Consider the following 19373-nt stretch of genomic DNA (forward strand, 5'->3'; position numbering starts at 1 on the left):
CTCGCGTAATTGCTATTTGTGGTTTAGCACGGTTATCTGACTACAACTGATGGGATGGATGCTACTTCTCTTTTTACTTTGCCTGGTGACTCACGGATGACTATTCACTACATAAAATTCTCGATCGCGATTTGTTTTATTTCCTGGGTAGTGGCATTGCTAGCTAACGCGCTACTCATCAAAACACCAGTTTACCGGAAGCTCGAAAACCTGAATTTTGTTCGCAGTCATACGGTGAATACTTTACTGGGCATGGCTGTTATTAAATGGATTGTGACCAAAACACCGTTCAGATATTTTAACCAGTCAATCAAGCTAAAAGACAAAAATGCGGACTTAATGCAGATAAGAGCGGAAATGACCAAAGCGGAAGTGAGCCATCTGCTGGGCTTTTTGTTTGTGCTGTGCTTTGTGATTTATCAGGGGCTCACGGTCAGTATCGGGTTTGGTTTGATTATTCTGGTTTTCAATATCCTCATGAATCTGTACCCATCATTATTGCAGCAAGACAACAAAAGAAGACTAGATAGATCCATAAAACGCAGGCAAAAACACCGGCATAAATCCTTATTTTAAAACAGTATTCGCTAAATTTTCTTTGTTGAATGCCGGGCCATAATGGTGGGAATAAACTTGTACGAGCGTTCTTCTGATGGCGCTTTTTCCTGAGCTAGGTCCATTGCAATAGTTGCCGCTGTCGCTGCCATTAATCTAATAGGGTAGTGCATAGTGGTTAATTTTGGCCGACAGTACTGAGCCAGAATAACATCGTCAAATCCCATTACCGATACGTCGTTAGGCACATCCATATTATGGTCATAGAGCGTATTCATTACGCCAGAGGCCATGGCATCGTTATAGGCAAGCACTGCAGTAAACTCCGTCTGCGAAGCCAGCAGCTCACGCATGGCTATTTCACCGCCTTGTTGGTTTGGTGACGAGATGGCAATGTGACTGTCTGGCAACGGGATGTGGTGTTCGGCCAGGAAATTTCTGATACCTTGCAGTCTGTCCCGGGGATCTTCGATGTCAAAATCACTGCTGACAACAGCGATTTTTCGGTGCCCGAGGTTTACCACGTGTTCAGCCATTTTGTATCCGCCAAGCACGTTGTCGAGCCATACACATCGTTCACTGATTGCTTCGATATAACGGTTTATCAGTACAAAACCCGGCACCGTGCGGGCAATGTCGACCAGCGTTTTATCATCGAGGAATTTAGAGTGAACAATCATCGCTTTCACTCTGTGATCAAGCAGGGTTTCTATTGCGTCCAGTTCACTACTGGCGCTGGATGAGCCTGAACTCATTAAGAGTTGCGAATTGGATTCCCGGGCAACCGTTTCGATGGCATTGGCGTAGGTGGCAAAGAAAGGATCCATCAATTCAGCCAGCACCAACCCCAGTGACGTGCTTTTCTTATTAACCAGTGCCCGGGCATTAATGTTAGGACGATAGCCCATAGTCTTCATCACCTGTTTAACGTGTTCACGAGTTTTCAGGCCAACTTTGGGTCCATCATTAATCACGCGGGAGACAGTGGCAGGGGAAACGTTTGCCGCTTTAGCTATATCTTTAATCGTTGTCACTTTTTAACCTTCAGTACTGCTCGGATAGCCGGGTAAATAAATGATGTTTACCTAATATTAACATCTTGCTGTGCCGAGGATAGCATAGCGCTTACGCATTAAGCGAAACTAAAATGATTTTGCAATGAGTTTTTAGTCATATTGAAATTATACCTTAGTCCTGCTTTCCTCTAGTTGTAAATGATTTTACCTAAAATTAACAAACTTTGTTGACAGAAAAGGGAAAACGTTTTACCTTTATCTTAACTTAATCGATTAACCTTCATCGAAATGCATCGCTGAAGAGGTTTATTAGAGGACCGTTGATCTTGAAAACAGTCAACCACTTGAAAACTTTTGCATCGTTAGCTGTTGTTCTGACAAACCTTGGGGTTGTTGAAGCAGCTGTTGCTGGCTCTGTGCATAAACTTAACTCGCCGGATGGCGATATCACCGTTACCGTTAATGCGGACAAGCAGGTTAGCTACTCCATTAACTTAAATGGGCAACCCTTACTTGCGCCTTCGGTTATCGATTTAGCTATTGATGGTAAACCGGGACTTTCCTCAGGCGTTGCGGTAGACAATGTTTCTTATCAGGCGCACTCGCAGGTGCTTTATCCTGAGGTCAGAGTAAAATCTGCAGAAGTCGTTGATGAATATAAGGCCATGACAGTTACCTTTGCCAATGGCTATACGGTTGAATTCAGAGCCTATGATAATGGCGTTGCCTACCGGTTTGTTACCGATTTTGAGCAACCTGTTACGGTGCTGAATGAGACCGCTGAATTTAACTTTTCAACCAGTGCCACGGTTTACTATCCGCTGGAAGAGAGCTTTTATTCACACAATGAGCGCAGCTATCTCCATCAGGCGATAGGCGAGATTAAGCCAACCGATTTGGCGAGTACGCCTACGCTGGTAGATGCAGGTTCCGCAAAGGTATTAATTACCGAAACCGCTTTACGAGATTATGCCGGGTTGTGGTTATTAGGTGATGGCAAAGATGGCCTGAAAGGCACCTTCCCACAGCAACCTACCAGGGTTGTCGATGGCGAACCAGAGTGGATCGACCGCAACCAACCTGTTGTTGAACGAGCGGATTATCTTGCTAAAACCGATGGCAAGCGAGCATACCCATGGCGAGTTCTGGCAATAGCAGAAAACGATGCAGAACTGCTAACCAACCAACTCACTTATCAGCTGGCAATCCCTAATAAAGTGGCAGACACCTCGTGGATCAAGCCTGGTAAGGTAGCCTGGGACTGGTACAACGCTAACAACTTAAAAGGCGTGGATTTTGAAGCAGGCCTGAATACCGAAACGTATAAGTTTTATGTGGATTTTGCCTCTGAGCACGGTATTGAGTATGTCATTCTTGATGAGGGCTGGTATCCACTGGGGGATTTGATGGGCTCAGTGCCCGGATTCGATGTGCCGGAAATTATTGCCTATGCCAAAGAGCGCAATGTGGGCATTATTTTGTGGACAACCTGGCTCACCCTGGAGCAGCAGTTTGATGAGGCTATGGACCGCTTTGCCGAGTTAGGTGCAGTGGGCATTAAGCCAGACTTCTTTCAGCGTGACGATCAGGAAATGGTTAACTTCTACTGGAAGATTGCCGATGAAGCTGCCAAGCGCCATCTGTTAGTGGATTTTCATGGTGCCTACAAGCCAGCAGGCCTGCGCAGAACTTATCCTAACGTTATCTCTCGCGAAGGTGTAAAAGGCCTGGAGTGGAATAAGTGGAGTCTGGATAGCACGCCTGAGCATAACACCACGCTGCCATTTATTCGCATGGTAGCAGGACCAATGGATTATACCCCGGGGGCTATGTCTAATGCTGTTGGGCCAGCCGCCTACGAGCAAATCCAATACAGTGGTAAAGCTCCTGATCATGCCGACTTTACCATCCGCTTTAACCGCCCCATGAGCCAGACTACCCGGGTGCATCAGATGGCAATGTTTACGGTATTTGAGAGTCCTCTGCAAATGATGGCGGATAGCCCCACGCAGTATCTGGATAACCCTGAGTGTGCCGAGTTTATTGCCAGCGTACCCAGCGTATGGGATGAATCTATCGCGCTGAACGGGCAGATAGGAGACTACGTTACTTTTGCCCGTCGCTCTGGTTCTGAGTGGTTTGTTGGTGCGATGACAGACGAGCATTCTCGTAAAATGAACATCGACCTGGACTTCCTGCCAGCTGGTCGCTACGACATTGTTATCTTCCAGGACGGCATCAATGCCCACCGTTTTGCCGAAGATTTTAAGAAAGTCACAAAAACCGTTACTCACCGCGATAGCCTGACTATGCAGCTCGCTCCGGGTGGCGGATTTACCGCAAGGATTACTCCACGGAACTAGAGTGCCCCTTGTTCCGGGGAGTTGCACGGACGGTGCAAGATTCATGGATGAATCAACCTTTCCGACCAGCCCGGCCCGCTAAGATAACCCAACTATCCAGGGCCGGGTTAGTCCTTTAAAGTAATAAACTGTTGATGCTGATATGGCGTTACCACCAAAAAGGCCGCAAGTAATATTGCGGCCTTTTTGCGTTTTAAAGCTAAGCAGTGGTTAGCTTTTAGTCATGTTATTGATGTATGCCATATGGCCAGGTGCCTGTTGGGCATACTGGGTCATAACCTGATTTAACTTATTGAGCCAGCCAGTGTAATCAGCGTCGCTATAATGGACCAGCGGGTCGGTTCGCTGTGGAGTGTTACCCTGGCCGATATGCACAGCCAGCCAGCTGGTATTGCCAAACAGGTCCATTTCACCTTTGGTAATGCGCCCGAACTCTCTGAAATGCGCTATTTTTTCTGCCAGTTCGTCTGGTACATCCATGTCGGCACAATAACGCCACATCTCGGTATCGCGGCGTTCCATCAGTTTATAGTGCAGGATTATAAAGTCTCTGATCCGCTCAACCTCAGCAATGGCGATACGGTTGTATTCGTCAATGCTGCGCTGGTTAAACGATTTATCAGGAAACAACGCCAGCAGTTTGGCAATGCCAGCCTGTATCAGATGAATGCTGGTGGACTCCAAGGGTTCAATAAAGCCGCTGGCCAGGCCTATGGCTACCACGTTTTTATTCCAGAACCGCTTGCGCCTGCCGGTTACGAACTTAATCAGCCGCGGCTCAGCCAGCGTGTCGCTGTCGAGGTTGTCGAGTAGTTGCTGGCGGGCGTGTTCTTCACTGATAAAAGCGCTGGAAAATACATGGCCATTACCGACCCGGTTTTGCAGTGGGATGCGCCACTGCCAGCCGGCCGTGTGTGCGGTAGAGCGGGTGTAAGGAATAGGGTCTGCATTGCTTGCGGTGGGTACGGCCCAGGCCCGGTCGCAAGGCAGCCACTCCGACCATGTCTCATAGCCGGTGTGCAGTGCCTGTTCTATAAGCAAACCACGGAAGCCGGAACAATCTATGAAAAACTCGCCATCAATCACCTGGCCATTTTCAAGCGACACCGAGGAGATAAAGCCGGTGTCTTTGTTCTTGCTCGCATGACTGATTTTACCCTCAATACGCTTTACGCCCCGTTGTTCTGCGTAGTCTCTTAAAAACTTAACGTACAGCCCGGCGTCGAAGTGGTAGGCATATTCAAAGGTGGAGAGTACATTCTTAGGATCGCCGGACGGGTGAATAAATTTACCCTTGCGGGCCAGATGCCATGCCATGGCATATTCATCCAGCGGTTTGGCCTGCCCCTGTTGGTGCGCGCTGAGCCAGTAATGATGCATGGATACCGTATCGAACTGACGGCCGTAAGTACCAAACGGGTGGAAGTAACGGGAGCCATTGCTGCCCCAGTTAACGAATTCGATCCCCAGTTTAAAGGTGCCATTGGTGCGCTGCAGAAATTCGGCTTCACTGATCCCCAGGGTCTGATTAAATACCCGGATAGGCGGGATGGTTGCTTCACCAACACCAACAATGCCAATTTCATCGGATTCGATAAGGGTTATGTCGCACTTACCTTTTAGCACGTTACTTAGCGAGGCTGCGGTCATCCAGCCAGCTGAGCCGCCGCCGACGATGACAATTTTTTGAATGCTTTGCGAGGGATTACTATTCATAGTTTATCTTCTTTAACGGGCCGGAGATTGCACATCAAAAGCAACCACCAGGCGTTCGCCTTGTTCAAAGGGGACGGTGGAGTGCCACATGGTGGAGGGAAACAACACCACGTTACCTACAACCGGTTTCATTTTTAAAGTAGGGGCTAAGTTAAGCTTAAGCTCCGGCGGCGGTGTGCCAAACTGGATGAAGCCTGCGTCGGGTGCGGCCGGATCACTCATTCCAGGGAGCTGTAAATGCAGCGCAGAACTTATCCAGCCCTTTGGATGCGTATGGCTAACGTTATAACCCTGTCGTTGCAACCTTACCGACCAGCTGCCAGAGAATTTTACATTGCCATCAATGGCCGCCGCTCTGGGCTTGCCTAATAACGGATGGGTTTTCTCGTCATGCTCAGGCAGCTGCGCCACGTAACGGCTGACAGTCTGTTTTAGTTTGTCTCTTAGGGTTCTTAAAATTGGCTCGTGACGTAAAAAAAGATGCTGATCGGTTTGCGTACCGCCTCTTACCGATTGCTCGATAAAAGGAGAGCGTGAGGAATGCAGCTTGTTCAGGCATGCTTTCAGCTCAATAAGTTCGTTTTCGCTCAAATGAACCGGCATCGATTTAACCAGTTCATCATGATGCTCGAGCCAGGCAAAGTAGGGGCTGTCGGTCAGCCGCCAGATAAGTGACAAATAGGGAATAAAAACCAGTGCTGAGGACTTTGCGACTCTACGCATAGCGATGCTTTCAGCGGTCTGAAACTGTTGTTGTTTTATAAAGTATCTGACCAGAGCTAAATCCAGCGCGGTATCATCAATATGCTGAGCTTGCTGTAGCAGCGGGTTAAGCTGCTCTGTCTGGTTTGATTCAATCGCCAGAATAATGCTGGCTATCGTAGCAAAGCGGCTAAGGGCCGGCTGCTCACGCATGTTTTTAATGAGCTGCTGTGCTTTATCCCAGTCTTTGTTCTGCACTAATAAATTAAAGTAGTGCTGGTGGAGTTGCGCATGTTGCGGTTGCTGGTTGATTGCCTGTTGGAAGCTGTTTAAAAAAGTGGCGTCATCACCCTGGGTATATTTGAGTGTGGCTAGCAGTTTATGTCCTTCCACCCAGTCCGCGTGCGCTTGCAGTTTCGACTCCAGGAACTGCTGTGCCTCTACTACATTACCTTGTGATGCGACTGCCAGTGCATAACCATGCCAGGCACTGCGCAGGGCCGGATTGAGCCGGGTGATTGTGGCGAAGGTGTCGGTGGCGCTAAAACCCGCCAGTAACTGACTTTGAGCGAGCGCTAATAAGGCGTCGGTATTGTCCGGTTGATGTAATAAAAACGCTTCAAATGCGCTGATTGATTCGGGGACCAGTTGCTCCTCGAACTGCAGCTGACCTAGCAGCAGGCATTCCGATTCGGTGGCCTGGTTGTTTTCAAGCTTCTGACCCAGTTGCGCTATTGCTTGTTGTGTTTGCCCACTTGCGAGCAAGGCGTTTACTTGCGTGGTCAATTTTCCTCCCGCCGATCGAAAAAAGCAGGTAGCAAAACTGCTACCTGCTCATCGACTATAGCTAATATTCTACCATTAGAATAATAGTCTCACTGATGCACTCAGGTTTCTGCCTAACACCGGTTGCGCAGAAATCACACCGTTATCGGCATCTACCACACCACTTAAACCTCGCAGGGCAAATTCGTCGGTCAGGTTTTGCCCGATGATGGCGAATTCAAGGTTAGGAGTAGGGCGATAAGAAATGTTACCGCCAAAGATAGGTTTGTTTTCTGTCTCAACTCCGGCACCGTTACGGTTTCCGTACTGTCCGGACATGTTCAGACCCACTCTGATCTGGTCTGAAATTTCGTAGGAAGACGTTACCGCATAGGTTAATTCAGGGATGTCGTTAGCCGGACCCCAGGTGCCGCCATTTGGCTTTTGCTCGGCATCAGTATAGGTAGCGTTAGCAATTACCGACAGAGCATCCCAGCGTAACGTGCCGTAGAATTCAAAACCCACCGTGCGGTATTCGTTATCCAGAATACAGCCGCCGTTAGGACAGGCAGGCGTTGAGGTTGGCTCATAGTTACTTTGGGTAAAATCACCTTTGAGTAAGGTAAACTCAACGGTGTAGTCGGTTTCACCCAGGTCACCACGGTTTTTCACGCCAATCTCATGTTGATTCACTTCATCCACAGCCGCTACGCGACCGGCCTGAGTTAGTGAACCATCCGGTTGAATTTTACCGCTAACGGTCTGACGGTCTGAGTTGAAACGGTTGCCCTTCGAAGTACGCACAAAGAAGCTGGTATCTTCGTTAAATTTGTACAAACCACCAAAGGTGTATGAAGTATAGCTTTCAGAATAGTCCGGGTACTCTTCTTTACCATCCGCCATCAGGGTTGGTATGGCTACACCATCAATAACGGTGTCAAAAGACTCACCACTCGACTGTACGGTATAACCTGAAGCGTCGATGGTATCCCGGCGCACGCTACCATCCACAATGAAGTCATCCAGTTCTAACTCAAGCGCTACATAAGGAGCCGTATTGGTGTATTCCAGGTCGTATACACGAGCACAGCAGTCGCCCCAGTTGTCGTTAAAGCCAGCCAGGCCGTTGGCGGTTAGCTGGTTGCCTGCGGCATCAAACAGATCCAGCTGCGCCGGGTTGCTGCTGCCAGCTTCGCGAAAGTTACGGTTGGTATGCCAGTCCATTGCGATTTTCTGGTTCATGTAGAAGTAACCAGCACGGGCATTTAACGTAGCACCATCTAACGCAAACTCTTTCGAGATGGTCAGGTCGTTCACAAAGCTGCCAACATCATTGATATCAGTGCGAACGTTAGTGTTGGTATCAATATAGGGCTTGTTGTATAACTCACCTGCCATCGGGCCATTGGCGTAACGGATTGCATCGACAACTGAACCGTTAACCGTTGAGCCAATCACATTGGAAGTCATGCCCGGGCCATGGAAAGGCTCGGTAAAAGCACCGCTCATATCGGTCCAGCGCATTTTGTTATCCACCATGATGTCGTTTTCCATCACATAGTGAACTTCGTTGCCCAATGCTAATGCTTCGGTGGTAATGCCCGACATGTTTACCCGTTCCACACCGCCTTCGTTATTTACGATCAGGAAGCTTTGGTTCAGGGTAGAGAAGTTAGATGCCGAACGACCATCCATACCAGGGTAAGGTCTGACATCAGAAATCTTATTGTTGCTGATATTGGCATAAGCCAGCGAGCCGGTGTAGAACGGCTCTTGTGTATCAGCGGCTTTCAGATAGAAACGAACATAACTTTCATCATCTTCGAGGTATTTGGTCAGGTTCGCTTTTAACTGCATGCTTTCAGAGGTATTAAAGCCATCATCCAGCGGGCCGCGACCGGTTTTCATATAGCCGCCAACGTGGTAGATCACTGAGTCTGAGGCCGAACCGCCGTAACGAAAGTCAACGCGCTTTTCGTCATAGCCGATACCGGTAGAAAGGCCTACATAGCCGCCTTCCACATCACCGATATGTGAAATGTAGTTAATGATGGCGCCAGGAGCCTGCGAAGCAAAGGTTGCTGCGGTACCGCCGCGAACAGATTCAACCCGGGCTGTTGAGGCATCAAAACGCGTCCAGTAGTCATTGTTACCAAACTGCATATCACCAAATAGCACTGTAGGCAGGCCGTCTTCCTGAATTTGCACGAAGGGTGAACCGCCGGTTGCTACCGGTAAACCGCGAACCGCGATATTGGCATTACCACCCGGGCCATTGCCGCCGTTGGCCTGGATACCAGGGATCAGGCGGAATAACTCAACTTCAGAGTTAGGTTTAAAGTTCTGAATCACTTCGTCATCGATACTGGTAACCGCTACCGCAGATTCAATCTGTGTGCGTCCACCTACTGTACCGGTGACAACAATGGTTTCGAAGGCATCATCTTCAGGTGCTTTTGTTTCATCAGCCGCGACGGCTGTAAAACTGACACCAAGCATGACTGACGTAACGGCAGCCGCCAGTCGGTTTTTAGCAAACGTTGGTTTTAATGGTGTGGTCATTTACGTTCTCTCTTTCTCTACAAACCCTAAGCTTCGTAAGTTGTCTGTTTAGCCAGGGAAACTTAGCAAACAACTTAAGTTTTAGCTTAATCGATTAAGCTTGGGTGAATATTAGTGAAAACGTTTTCCTTTGTAAAGTTTATGTTACTGGAATTCACAATAATAGTGTAAAAAAAGTACTGGTTATTATGTAACCATTTGTTTGGGCTGATTATTATTTTTGTGTATTGTTAAAATATTGTGTTGTTTTTTTTGTTTCTGAAATTTTATGCTTCTTGAAAAGCACGTATTGGGTTCGTTAAAACCGTTTTATTTTTATTTTTGGTAAATCGATTTCTCTTTGTTGAAGTGAGTTACAATATTACTTTTCCGGTTAGCTCTTGTTGCCTTGTGTCACTACCGGTTACTATTTATTTTTTTCTTACGCGTAATGTCTATGTATCAAGATTTTCAAGCGGAGCTGGCATGGGCCACGCTCCACATGCCTCGCACCCGAAAAGCCATTGCGGCGTTACCCGATTTGGCTGGCGTAAAACTCGCCTGCAACATGCATCTGGATTTAAAAATGGCACCGCTGGTGGCCGGCTTATTAGACGCTGGCTGTGAGGTTTTTCTAACCACGTGTAACCCCACCACGGTGCAGGATGACGTGGTTGAGTACCTGGTAAACAAGGGGGCGATAGCCCATGCCTGGCGGGATATGAGTGATGCGGACTGGTCTGATTCGTTTGATAAAGCGCTGGCCTGGGAGCCAACCCATTTATGTGAAATGGGCGCGGATCTCACCAAACGCTTGCATGAAGGCGAAATTCAACCGGCTATTATTGCTGGTCTGGAGGCCACCGGCTCGGGCATTAACCGCTTAGGCAGCGTTGCACCGCGCTATCCTATTTTTAACTGGGATGATTTACCGGTGAAAGAAGGGTTACACAACCGCCACATGGTGGGGTTAAGTGCCTGGCAAACCTTTTTTCAGACCACCCATTTAACCCTGCATGAAAAAGTGGTGGTGGTTATTGGTTATGGTCTGGTGGGACAAGGCGTGGCCGCTTCGGCCAAAGCATTCGGTGCGCAGGTTCAGGTCGCTGAACTCGACCCGGCGCGGGCGTTACAGGCGAGGTACGATGGCTGGCCAGTGGTTGACCTCAGCGAAGCGGTAAAAACGGCCGACGTCATTGCTACCGCTACCGGCGCTTATGGTGTAGTGAGCGCGGCGCATCTGGATAGCATGAAAGACGGTACTTTTATCCTTAATGTGGGCCATGTTGCGCAGGAAATTGACGTGCCTCACCTTAAGCAAAATGCCTCTCACAGTGAGCCAATGCCTTACGTAAACGCTTATCGGTTAGGTGATAAAACGCTGTTCCTGCTGGCGGACGGTTCGATGTTCAATTTAACCGCGGGCTATGGCGATAGCCTTAATGCGTTTGATGTGACCCTGGCGGTGATGGCGGCCGGGATTGGCTACATCGTGGGTGAGGGCAGCACACAGGATAAAGGGCTTTACCTCTTGCCAGAAAAAGCCTGGAAGCAAGCGCTGTAATTTTTATGGAAGGGGAGCGCGGCTCCCCTTTTTCTTTTTTGCAACCGGGGATTTATCTGGACGCCGGTGCTAACCCCTGTTGTTGCATAAACATCTGAAGCTGCTTGTGACGTTCGCGGTGTTCGTTGTCCTGAAAAGGGGTCTCCCGGTAGTAAAGCTCTTCGCTGTAAACCGTTATCTGCTTGGGCGGTGAACCAACGTTATAGCTTGCCCGCAGCGGATACCCCAACTCAGATAATCGTTTAGCCAGTGCCAGATTACTGAACCGAACCGGTGGGCATCTCGTTTATCACTGTAACCATGGGCTGATGCTCTGTCGGTCCGGGCGATTCTGCCAGCCAGGCGGCAAGGTAACCGGTACTTGCGCAGGCAATACCAAAAGCACTGATAAGTACATGTTGTTTTTTCATTAGTCCCTTTAACGTCGACCTGGTGTTTCGAGGCGCCGAATATAGCACTGACTCAATATTTAAATCACTAACAAAATCAAAAACTAAATGCCGGTTTTTGATATTACGCAAGGGACTTAACAAAATGTGTGATTGCGTGCTCTCAGCCAGGCTGATATTCAGCTCGGACAGTCGTAACCAGCATGATGGTTTATGTCAGAAATCACACTATTATTAGCAAGCTTTTTTAGCATAAAGGGGCTATTCTTTAGGTGTCATTAAGGATATTCGTGGTGCAATGAGTACACAGCCATCGCTTAGCGTTCAACAAAACCTCACCATTCGATTACTTCGGGTCTTACGCTATAACAAAGCCCGGATCGAACGGGCCATAGCATTATTACCTCCGGAACGTCGGCCGTTGTTTCACGCTATTCCTTTTTTGCTGCATGTTAATCATCCCGAACTCCCCGGTTATATTGAGCCTGAAGCGGAGCTGTTCTTTGGGTTAAATAATTTTAGTTTTCGCGACGAAATAAAAACGGCGCTGACTCAGTGTTTTGCCAATCAACAAGCCCTGTTTGACGATCCCAAAGGCATCTGGCCACGCCAGAGAGCCATTGATGCGCTGGTTTTAATGGGCAGCATTGGCACCATTGCTCAGTCTGAAAAATCTGACTTTGATTATTGGGTATGCGTGGACGGCAATAAGTTATCAGCCGATTCGTTACGTTGTATGCAGGCAAAGCTTACCGCGGTGGAAGAATGGGCAATGCGTTGTCATGACATCGAAGTCCACTTTTTCTTATCCGACATAGAAAAAGTCCGCAAGAACGACTTTGGTGTTGCCGAGGGCGAAAGTGCCGGTTCGGCCCAGGCTGTGTTTTTAAAATCCGAATTTTACACCACCAATATCGTGGTAGCAGGCAAGGCCCCATTCTGGTGGTTAACACCTGATACTACCACTGAGCAGCAATACTACGCGTTGTTAAATGCGCTGGAAGAGGGCGGCTCACCGGATCCCACCTGGTTTATGGATTTGGGCCATCTGGATAAACTGGATATTAAAGAGTTATTCGGGGCTGCCATCTGGCAGTTGGGCAAGGCAATCGATTCGCCATTTAAATCGGTGCTTAAAATGGCCAAGCTGGAAGTGTTTTTAGAAAACCTGGAACACGATCAGCCCCTGTGCAACCTCCTCAAAAAACGCGTGCACCATGGCGATGAAGCGCCCGGCAATGTGGCTAACATTGACCCTTACGCGCTGATGTTTGATCAACTGGTCACCCATTATCAGGCTGCTAACGAGCCGGATATCGTGCTGTTGCTGCAACAATGTTTGTATATCAAATGTAATTGCCAGCTGAGTAAGCCGGTCTCCGATGCTGACATGACCTTTAAACGCCGCATTATTGCTGGACTGGTAAAGCAATGGGGCTGGTCACGCAGTCAAATACAGCATCTGGACAACTCGGCCAACTGGACGCTGACAGAACTGGTTCAGCTGAGTCGTAAAATCCACCGTTTTCTGATCCACTGCTACCGGCGCATGTCGGCCCGTTTGCAACTGGAAGAACAAGCCGTCAGCCGCGAAGATATTGGTGTGTTGGGGCGGCGGCTGGATACCTTTTATTCTAAAAAGCCACATAAACTCGACTTTTTGCGGATAGGCTTTGACGACAAGGTGACCTGCCCGGTGATAACTGTTAAACAACACCGGCGTAAAAATGGCACCGTGATTTGGGCTGCCTATAACGGTGATTTATTGGGGCAAAGTGGTAAGGAAGAGTCAAAAGCCCGCATTTATCACGCTGAGTCTCCCGTTCAGCTAATGCTGTGGTGCGTCTGCAACCGGGTTGCAGATTTGGAGACCACGATGTTACTGGACTACGATACTGAGCCGGTGACGGATGTGGATTTACATGCGCTGATTAAGCATTTCAGCGCGCAATTTCCACCGGTGCGGGTGAATGCCATTTCGCGGGAAGCACTGCTTAGCCCCATGAAAATCATGAAGTGCATGGTGGTGGTTAATTTTACCTCCAGCCGATTAAAGCCCACGGTGGATGAGGTATTTATAGTGTATACCACGTCCTGGGGGGAAACCTACATCGTGCCTGGGATCGCTGCGCTCGATAAGCTTTGGATCGAGTTGCTAGATGCTTATCCGCTGCCGCCGTTGTCGGTGTTTATTCCCGAAGGGTCACAACGAAAGCGGATTTATCAGGCATTCAGCGAGCAGGCCGAGCAGTCTTTTGAGTTGCTCAATTACTGGTAAATCCGGGTTTATTCAAACAGGTAATCAATTTTCAGTCCGATAGTCCTTGGCCGGGTATACCCTGTGGTGGCACTCAGGCCTAAAAATCCCGGGCTGACAAACACATTGCTTTTGCGTGATTCGTTTTCCAGGTTGGTGATAAAACCTGTCATCGACAGCCGGTTGTTGGCAAAGTGATAGGTTAGTGTGAAATCGGTCTGGGAATAAGCCACGCCCGAGTCTGAAATTGAGCTGGTGCCGTGTAGCCCTATCCCGCGATCTTCCAGTATGCTGCCGTTAAAGGCAGTAATCGCTATGGGCGTATCCTGAAATGAGGTTATTCTTTTGCTCAGTTGCCGGTTGCTGAGCTGTGGCGGCTATCGACAGGAAAAGCGGTAAACTCCCGAGGATAACGGTTAGTCGCGTGAAATAGTGTTTATGCATTAATACCGGTTCTCTACTGCATGACGCCCGCAGATGAGCGTCTGTTACAGTAGTTCTAGATGCATTCTTGCGCTTTAACCCTAAAACTTTCGAACGAAAATTAATCGCTACTGCTGGCTGGGGCCTGGAGAGCGAATTGTTTTGGCCAGTCCCGGTAGTTAAATACCTGTCCTTCGTTGCGAATTCGGGCGATTTCGCTGAGATCCACTGTGGCGAAAACCCAGCCGGGCTCATCGCTTTCGCCCTGGGCCAGAATGCCATTAGCGGGAAAGCCGTAGTCAACCGGTGTATAAACACTGGCCCGGCCGGTATTGGCATCAACGGCGGGAGACCAGTCAGCATCTCCCACGGTGGGGGATTGCACCACATAGCACTGGTTTTCCAGCGCCCTGGCCTGACAACCAATGCGGACGCGATGAAAACCTGCCTGGGTGTCGGTGCAACTGGGGACCAGCAGCAGGTCAGCGCCAGCGGCCACCTGTTGATTGGCAATCATGGGAAATTCCGAGTCGTAACAGATATGAATACCAATGCGCCCCAACGGCGTATCGATAACCTTAATCTGTTCTGCGGCGCTGATATGCCACTGTTCATTTTCGAAGCGGGTCATGATCAGTTTGTCCTGATAGCCTAACAATCCGTCGGGCCCAAACAGATTTGCCCGGTTGACAAAGCCACCCTGGGGCCGTGCCGTTGGGAATGAGCTGGCCAGAATCAAAACGTCGTAGCGGGCGGCAAGGCTGGCGTGTAAGGCCTGCCACTCAGGCAACAAAGACTGCATGGCGTGCAGCTGTTTATCAAGATCACTGTAAACCGCTTCGCCAAACAATGAGGCCAGTTCCATACTGCCATACTCCGGAAAAACCAGCAGTTTGGCCCCTTGTGCTGCAGCACTGCTTACCCAGCTGTCGAGTTTGTCGGCAAATTGCGCCCAATCAGTAAAAAAACTGATGTCATACTGGGCGGTCGCCAGGGTAAATACGCTCATTGGTTAGTCCTGTTCAAGTGTTTTCATCCAGAAAGTCATGGGTTTAGCTGACTCGGTTGACTCGCCAATCTCTTTCCAGCTAAAAGTGGTGGTGATATCGGCACATTTGGCATAACCGCGGTGTTGCCAGAATGCATCCAGCGGCACATAGTCTGCCGGGCGTGCGGGGTGATTTTCAGGTCGTTGGACGGCGCAAAAACAGCAATGGGTAATGCCCGGTAAAGATTTAGCATGCGCCTCGCGGTGGTCGAAAAACGCGACCCCCGCGCCCTGACCACGGTAGTCAGGCAGGAGCACCGACTCGCCGCAATAAAATATTCGGGTTATGTCAAAACCGGCATCTGTAAAAGGTTGGATCACTTCCGGTGTTTCGCTGATCAAGGGAATACCCGTTGACGCGCCAACCACCTTATTGCCGTCAAAGGCCAGCACGATAACGCTGTTGGGGGCTTCAATATAGGTTTTCAGATAGCGTGCTTCATAGCTTTTGTCGCCATCGTACAGATAGGGAAAGGCACGAAAAACTGTCATGCGTAGTTGGGCCAGTTCGTCAATGTACTGATGCAGCGCACCGGACGACAATCGCTTAAAGGTCAGCATAGGCTATCTGTTCCGAAGTTAAGCTGAAACCTGGGCTATCCAGTCTTCAAGATTGTAATAATTGGTCACGCGGGCTACCTTGCCGTCTTTAATATCAAAAAACGCACCGGCAGGAAGCTTGTAAGTTTGCCCCTTTGCTTCTGGTAAGCCGTCATCGGTTTTCAGGTATTCGCCAAGTACAGTAAACTCTACCGCTGCACGGTCACCACGTGGATTGGACATCACCTGAATATCTACAATGGTTTCCTTATAATTGTTGTTCATGCGCACCATAAACGCGGCAAAGGCGTCTTTACCTGTTTCGCGGGCACCCTGATTAATATCGTGGATAACATCATCGCTTAACAATGACAAAAAAGTATCCATATCCTGGGCGTTAAATGCTGCGTAGTAATCCTGCAATAATGCTACCGTTGCCTGACTCATTTTGTTTCCTGTAATCATCAAAAAACGCATCATAATGTGCCGTGCGTCGAGAATAAATAGTCGTGTTGGAATTGCTATTTTTATGGCGCTTTCTGACATCTTTAGTCAGTGATAGCAACAACGCGCCAGCTTAACTTAAAAGGTTGGCGCGTTAACGGATTACCTACTATAAAAAAGAGGTTGCCTTGGCGGAACATCCCCCGGGAAAATTAGGGATATGCTTTTTCGCCCGTCTTGAGCTACCGTTACTCGTCGTAATGCGATAAGGTCTTATACCTTTGATTTTCAACGGTTAGAAGCCATAAATTGGTTGAGTTTAGAGCGATGTCGGCTACCACAGTAAAACGCACACCTGTCCACCAAAGTATTATTAAGTCTGTTTGGCTGCCGCTGTTGGTGATAGTTGCCGGGTATTTTTATGCCCTTAACACCGATGAGCGTTTCCTGGCTGAACAGCAACAATTGGTAGACGATAATCTGAGTCGCCGTTTACAGCAAATTACCGAGGCAGTAAACGAAAGGGTATCACTGTACGCTTATGGCCTGGGCAGTTTGAAAGCATCAATCTCGGCGATGGGCGTTGAAAACCTGCGCTACAGCTATGTTAACGATTACGCGCAAAGCCAGAATTATAGCCAACAATATCCCGGGGCCCGGGGATTCGGGTTTATTCGCAAGGTGCCGCCGCAAAATCTGGATGCCTTTCTGGCGATGGTCCGCAACGACAGGCCGGATAAACAGTTTGAGTTACGTACTCTGACGCCCCACCAGAATAGCCATTTTATTATCCAGTATATTATGCCTGAACAGGCAAACTTGCAGGCCATCGGGCTGGATATTGGCTCGGAAACCATGCGACGGAACTCTGCAGAGCAAGCTGCCAGAACGAATTCTACTCAGTTAACTGCCCCCATTACGTTGGTGCAGGCCAATCAAAAAGCCTCCCAGGGTTTTTTAATATTGCAGCCGGTTTTTCCCAGCCTGGTTATTCCGTCAGACCCTGTTCAGCGAATGGCGGCGGTTGCTGGCTGGAGTTATGCGCCGTTATTAATTGACGAAGTGCTTACCTCCGTGAGTGGTTTGCGTGAAGACGTGAAACTCTCGATTGAGGACGTAACCAATGGTGAGCCAGAACTGATTTTTGGTGGTGAAGCGCCAGCCGAGTTGAATGACTTTAACAGCACTACTGAATTGACTCTGTTTGGTCGTATCTGGCGTTTAAGATTAACGCCCAATCAGCCTTTTATTGATGCCTTGCGGCTACCTTCGAAAAATCAGGCGTTTAATACTGCTATGTCGGTAACCACCAGTTTAGCGCTGGTTATTTTTAGTTTGCAGATTGTGTTTCGCCGTCGCGCCGACGCCAAGAATTACGAACGTGAATTAGCCATTGCCAATCAACGGGCACTGGAATTAAACAATGAAAAACTGGAGCAGGAAGTCGCGGCGCGTACCGATGAAATTAACCAGGCCAACATTTTACAACGGCGAATTCTCGAAAGTGCCGGTTATGCCCTGATAGCAACTGACGAAACCGGCATCATTACCGCTTTTAACCCGGCGGCAGAGCGCCTGATTGGTTACAGCGCGGCAGAAATGGTAGGTAAACAGACCCCTGAGGTTTTTCATCTTCGAGAAGAAATGGTGGAACGGGCTAAAGCCCTGAGTGAAGAGCTCGGGCGCGAGATAAAGCCGGGATTTGATGTTTTTATTGAAAAGCTGAAAGATGGCAAAACCGCCAGTCATAACTGGACCTATGTGCGTAAAGACTCTCAGCAAGTGCCGGTGCGATTAAGTGCCACCAGTTTGTTTGATGAAAATGGCAAAGTGTTTGGTTTTCTCGGTATCGCATACGACCTGACGCTCCAGCTACAACGGGAAAAAGAGTTGCATGAGGCCAGGCTACAAGCTGAAAAAGCCAACGAAGCTAAATCGAGTTTTCTGGCTAATATGAGTCATGAAATCAGAACGCCGTTAAACGGCATTTATGGTGCTTTACAGCTGTTACAAAAGCCGCATGATTTTGCCGAGCGCCAAAGCCTGTTGGACAACGCCATTCGCTCTACCCGTAACTTAAGCCGGATTATTAATGACATACTGGATTTTTCGAAAATAGAAGCCGGTAAAGTGAGTATTGAACAGTATCCCTTTAGTCTTGGGGCAATGCTGGATGGCGTGAACAGTGACTTGTTGATCTTACTAGGCGATAAACCGGTTGAGCTGATTATCGAAAATAGCCTTACCCATGACCAGTGGATTGGCGATGCCGTACGTATTCGCCAGGTGTTACTTAATATTGGCGCCAATGCCATAAAGTTTACCGAGCGCGGTAAAGTCTGTATCACCGTGCGCGAGAGCAGCCAAGAACGGCTGATCTTTAGTATTACTGATACCGGAGCAGGGATGAGTGAGGATGCATTAACGCGTTTGTTTGACCGCTTTGAGCAGGCCGATTCATCCACCACCCGTAAACACGGCGGTACCGGCCTTGGTATGTCCATTACGCAATCGCTTATCCACCTGATGGGGGGCGAAATCCGGGTGGCGAGTACCACCGGTGAAGGTACCAAATTTGTGGTGACCTTACCTATGCAGCCAGCCGAAGAGACCGAGATGCCAGAAGAAACAACGGTGGTGGTAACTGAGCTGGACTTGTCTGGCGAAACCATACTGGTTGCCGAAGATAATGATATTAACAGGGCTGTCATTGCTGCAATGCTCGCCGAGACCAAAGCCGCGGTATATTTTGCTGTTAATGGCCAGGAAGCCGTGGAGTTTGTAGAGAAAAAGCGTCCTGATATCGTGCTGATGGATATCCAGATGCCGGTAATGGATGGTGTTGAGGCATGTCAGCAGATAAAGGCAATGGATGCCTCGTTACCCGTTATTGCGGTAACGGCTAATGCCATGGGGCATGACATTTCACGTTATCTGGAAGTGGGTTTTGATTCGTATTTGTCAAAGCCGGTTGATCTTAAGGAATTAATCAATGTGCTGGCTCAGTACAGTAAGCCAGAAACCGCCTGAGGCGGTTTCTGAGCAACACC

Annotated in this window: 15 protein-coding genes; 5 read left to right on the forward strand and 10 right to left on the reverse strand. The window is 48.8% G+C overall.

The window, feature by feature from the left end:
* The first annotated feature begins 96 nt into the window (after positions 1–96).
* Positions 97–576: a glycosyl-4,4'-diaponeurosporenoate acyltransferase CrtO family protein gene (locus BFC17_RS13025; RefSeq protein ID WP_070176905.1), complete on the forward strand. Its 480-nt coding sequence runs from the start codon at positions 97–99 to the stop codon at positions 574–576.
* An 11-nt stretch (positions 577–587) separates the two neighbouring features.
* On the opposite strand, the gene BFC17_RS13030 is transcribed toward BFC17_RS13025, so the two are convergent.
* On the reverse strand, positions 588–1589 hold the full coding sequence (locus BFC17_RS13030; protein WP_070176906.1) for a LacI family DNA-binding transcriptional regulator: 1002 nt from the start codon (positions 1587–1589) through the stop codon (positions 588–590).
* 326 nt (positions 1590–1915) lie between these two features.
* On the opposite strand from BFC17_RS13030, the gene BFC17_RS13035 reads away from it, so the two are divergent.
* Positions 1916–3934, forward strand: a complete 2019-nt coding sequence (locus BFC17_RS13035) for a glycoside hydrolase family 97 protein (RefSeq protein ID WP_070176907.1) — start codon at positions 1916–1918, stop codon at positions 3932–3934.
* Positions 3935–4144: 210 nt separating this feature from the next.
* On the opposite strand, the gene BFC17_RS13040 is transcribed toward BFC17_RS13035, so the two are convergent.
* The 3 genes from BFC17_RS13040 to BFC17_RS13050 all read right to left on the reverse strand — a co-directional run bounded on the left by BFC17_RS13040 (position 4145) and on the right by BFC17_RS13050 (position 9679).
* Positions 4145–5650 (reverse strand): tryptophan halogenase family protein, encoded by a 1506-nt coding sequence (locus tag BFC17_RS13040; RefSeq protein ID WP_070176908.1) that lies wholly within the window; start codon positions 5648–5650, stop codon positions 4145–4147.
* Between the two features lie 12 nt (positions 5651–5662).
* Positions 5663–7138 carry a putative 2OG-Fe(II) oxygenase gene (locus tag BFC17_RS13045; RefSeq protein WP_070176909.1) on the reverse strand — a complete coding sequence of 492 codons (1476 nt, stop codon included), beginning with the start codon at positions 7136–7138 and terminating at the stop codon, positions 5663–5665.
* 75 nt (positions 7139–7213) lie between these two features.
* The gene (locus BFC17_RS13050) at positions 7214–9679 is read right to left on the reverse strand and encodes a TonB-dependent receptor domain-containing protein (protein ID WP_070176910.1); all 2466 of its coding nucleotides are present in this window, start codon (positions 9677–9679) and stop codon (positions 7214–7216) included.
* Positions 9680–10115: 436 nt separating this feature from the next.
* Here BFC17_RS13050 and BFC17_RS13055 point away from each other — a divergent pair, with 436 nt between their 5' ends.
* Entirely contained in the window at positions 10116–11222 is a 1107-nt protein-coding gene (locus tag BFC17_RS13055) for an adenosylhomocysteinase (protein ID WP_070176911.1), read from the forward strand.
* A gap of 52 nt (positions 11223–11274) precedes the next feature.
* On the opposite strand, the gene BFC17_RS22565 is transcribed toward BFC17_RS13055, so the two are convergent.
* The gene (locus tag BFC17_RS22565; RefSeq protein WP_175439569.1) at positions 11275–11451 is read right to left on the reverse strand and encodes a hypothetical protein; all 177 of its coding nucleotides are present in this window, start codon (positions 11449–11451) and stop codon (positions 11275–11277) included.
* Between the two features lie 28 nt (positions 11452–11479).
* The gene (locus tag BFC17_RS22570; protein WP_175439570.1) at positions 11480–11632 is read right to left on the reverse strand and encodes a hypothetical protein; all 153 of its coding nucleotides are present in this window, start codon (positions 11630–11632) and stop codon (positions 11480–11482) included.
* Between the two features lie 277 nt (positions 11633–11909).
* Here BFC17_RS22570 and BFC17_RS13060 point away from each other — a divergent pair, with 277 nt between their 5' ends.
* A complete protein-coding gene (locus tag BFC17_RS13060) occupies positions 11910–13889 on the forward strand; it encodes a class I adenylate cyclase (protein WP_070176912.1) in 1980 nt (659 codons plus the stop codon).
* 8 nt (positions 13890–13897) lie between these two features.
* Here BFC17_RS13060 and BFC17_RS13065 read toward each other — a convergent pair whose 3' ends face one another.
* From BFC17_RS13065 to BFC17_RS13080, 4 genes are all read right to left on the reverse strand, one after another.
* Positions 13898–14101: a hypothetical protein gene (locus BFC17_RS13065; protein WP_070176913.1), complete on the reverse strand. Its 204-nt coding sequence runs from the start codon at positions 14099–14101 to the stop codon at positions 13898–13900.
* 311 nt (positions 14102–14412) lie between these two features.
* A complete protein-coding gene (locus BFC17_RS13070) occupies positions 14413–15300 on the reverse strand; it encodes a carbon-nitrogen hydrolase family protein (RefSeq protein ID WP_070176914.1) in 888 nt (295 codons plus the stop codon).
* A gap of 3 nt (positions 15301–15303) precedes the next feature.
* On the reverse strand, positions 15304–15900 hold the full coding sequence (locus BFC17_RS13075; protein ID WP_070176915.1) for a GNAT family N-acetyltransferase: 597 nt from the start codon (positions 15898–15900) through the stop codon (positions 15304–15306).
* Positions 15901–15918: 18 nt separating this feature from the next.
* Positions 15919–16326 (reverse strand): ketosteroid isomerase-related protein, encoded by a 408-nt coding sequence (locus BFC17_RS13080; RefSeq protein WP_070176916.1) that lies wholly within the window; start codon positions 16324–16326, stop codon positions 15919–15921.
* Positions 16327–16632: 306 nt separating this feature from the next.
* On the opposite strand from BFC17_RS13080, the gene BFC17_RS13085 reads away from it, so the two are divergent.
* Positions 16633–19353 carry a CHASE domain-containing protein gene (locus tag BFC17_RS13085; protein ID WP_139142075.1) on the forward strand — a complete coding sequence of 907 codons (2721 nt, stop codon included), beginning with the start codon at positions 16633–16635 and terminating at the stop codon, positions 19351–19353.
* The last annotated feature ends 20 nt before the right edge of the window (positions 19354–19373 follow it).

It is taken from the genome of Marisediminitalea lipolytica (assembly GCF_001758465.1).
Lineage (GTDB): Bacteria > Pseudomonadota > Gammaproteobacteria > Enterobacterales > Alteromonadaceae > Alteromonas > Alteromonas lipolytica.

Bases quoted from the DNA above. Each gene is read 5' to 3' on its own strand.
- BFC17_RS13070 (WP_070176914.1), bottom strand. From the start codon at position 15,300: ATGAGCGTATTTACCCTGGCGACCGCCCAGTATGACATCAGTTTTTTT.
- BFC17_RS13080 (WP_070176916.1), bottom strand. From the start codon at position 16,326: ATGAGTCAGGCAACGGTAGCATTATTGCAGGATTACTACGCAGCATTT.
- BFC17_RS13055 (WP_070176911.1), top strand. From the start codon at position 10,116: ATGTATCAAGATTTTCAAGCGGAGCTGGCATGGGCCACGCTCCACATG.
- BFC17_RS13040 (WP_070176908.1), bottom strand. From the start codon at position 5,650: ATGAATAGTAATCCCTCGCAAAGCATTCAAAAAATTGTCATCGTCGGC.
- BFC17_RS13050 (WP_070176910.1), bottom strand. From the start codon at position 9,679: ATGACCACACCATTAAAACCAACGTTTGCTAAAAACCGACTGGCGGCT.
- BFC17_RS13075 (WP_070176915.1), bottom strand. From the start codon at position 15,900: ATGCTGACCTTTAAGCGATTGTCGTCCGGTGCGCTGCATCAGTACATT.
- BFC17_RS13060 (WP_070176912.1), top strand. From the start codon at position 11,910: ATGAGTACACAGCCATCGCTTAGCGTTCAACAAAACCTCACCATTCGA.
- BFC17_RS13025 (WP_070176905.1), top strand. From the start codon at position 97: ATGACTATTCACTACATAAAATTCTCGATCGCGATTTGTTTTATTTCC.
- BFC17_RS22570 (WP_175439570.1), bottom strand. From the start codon at position 11,632: ATGAAAAAACAACATGTACTTATCAGTGCTTTTGGTATTGCCTGCGCA.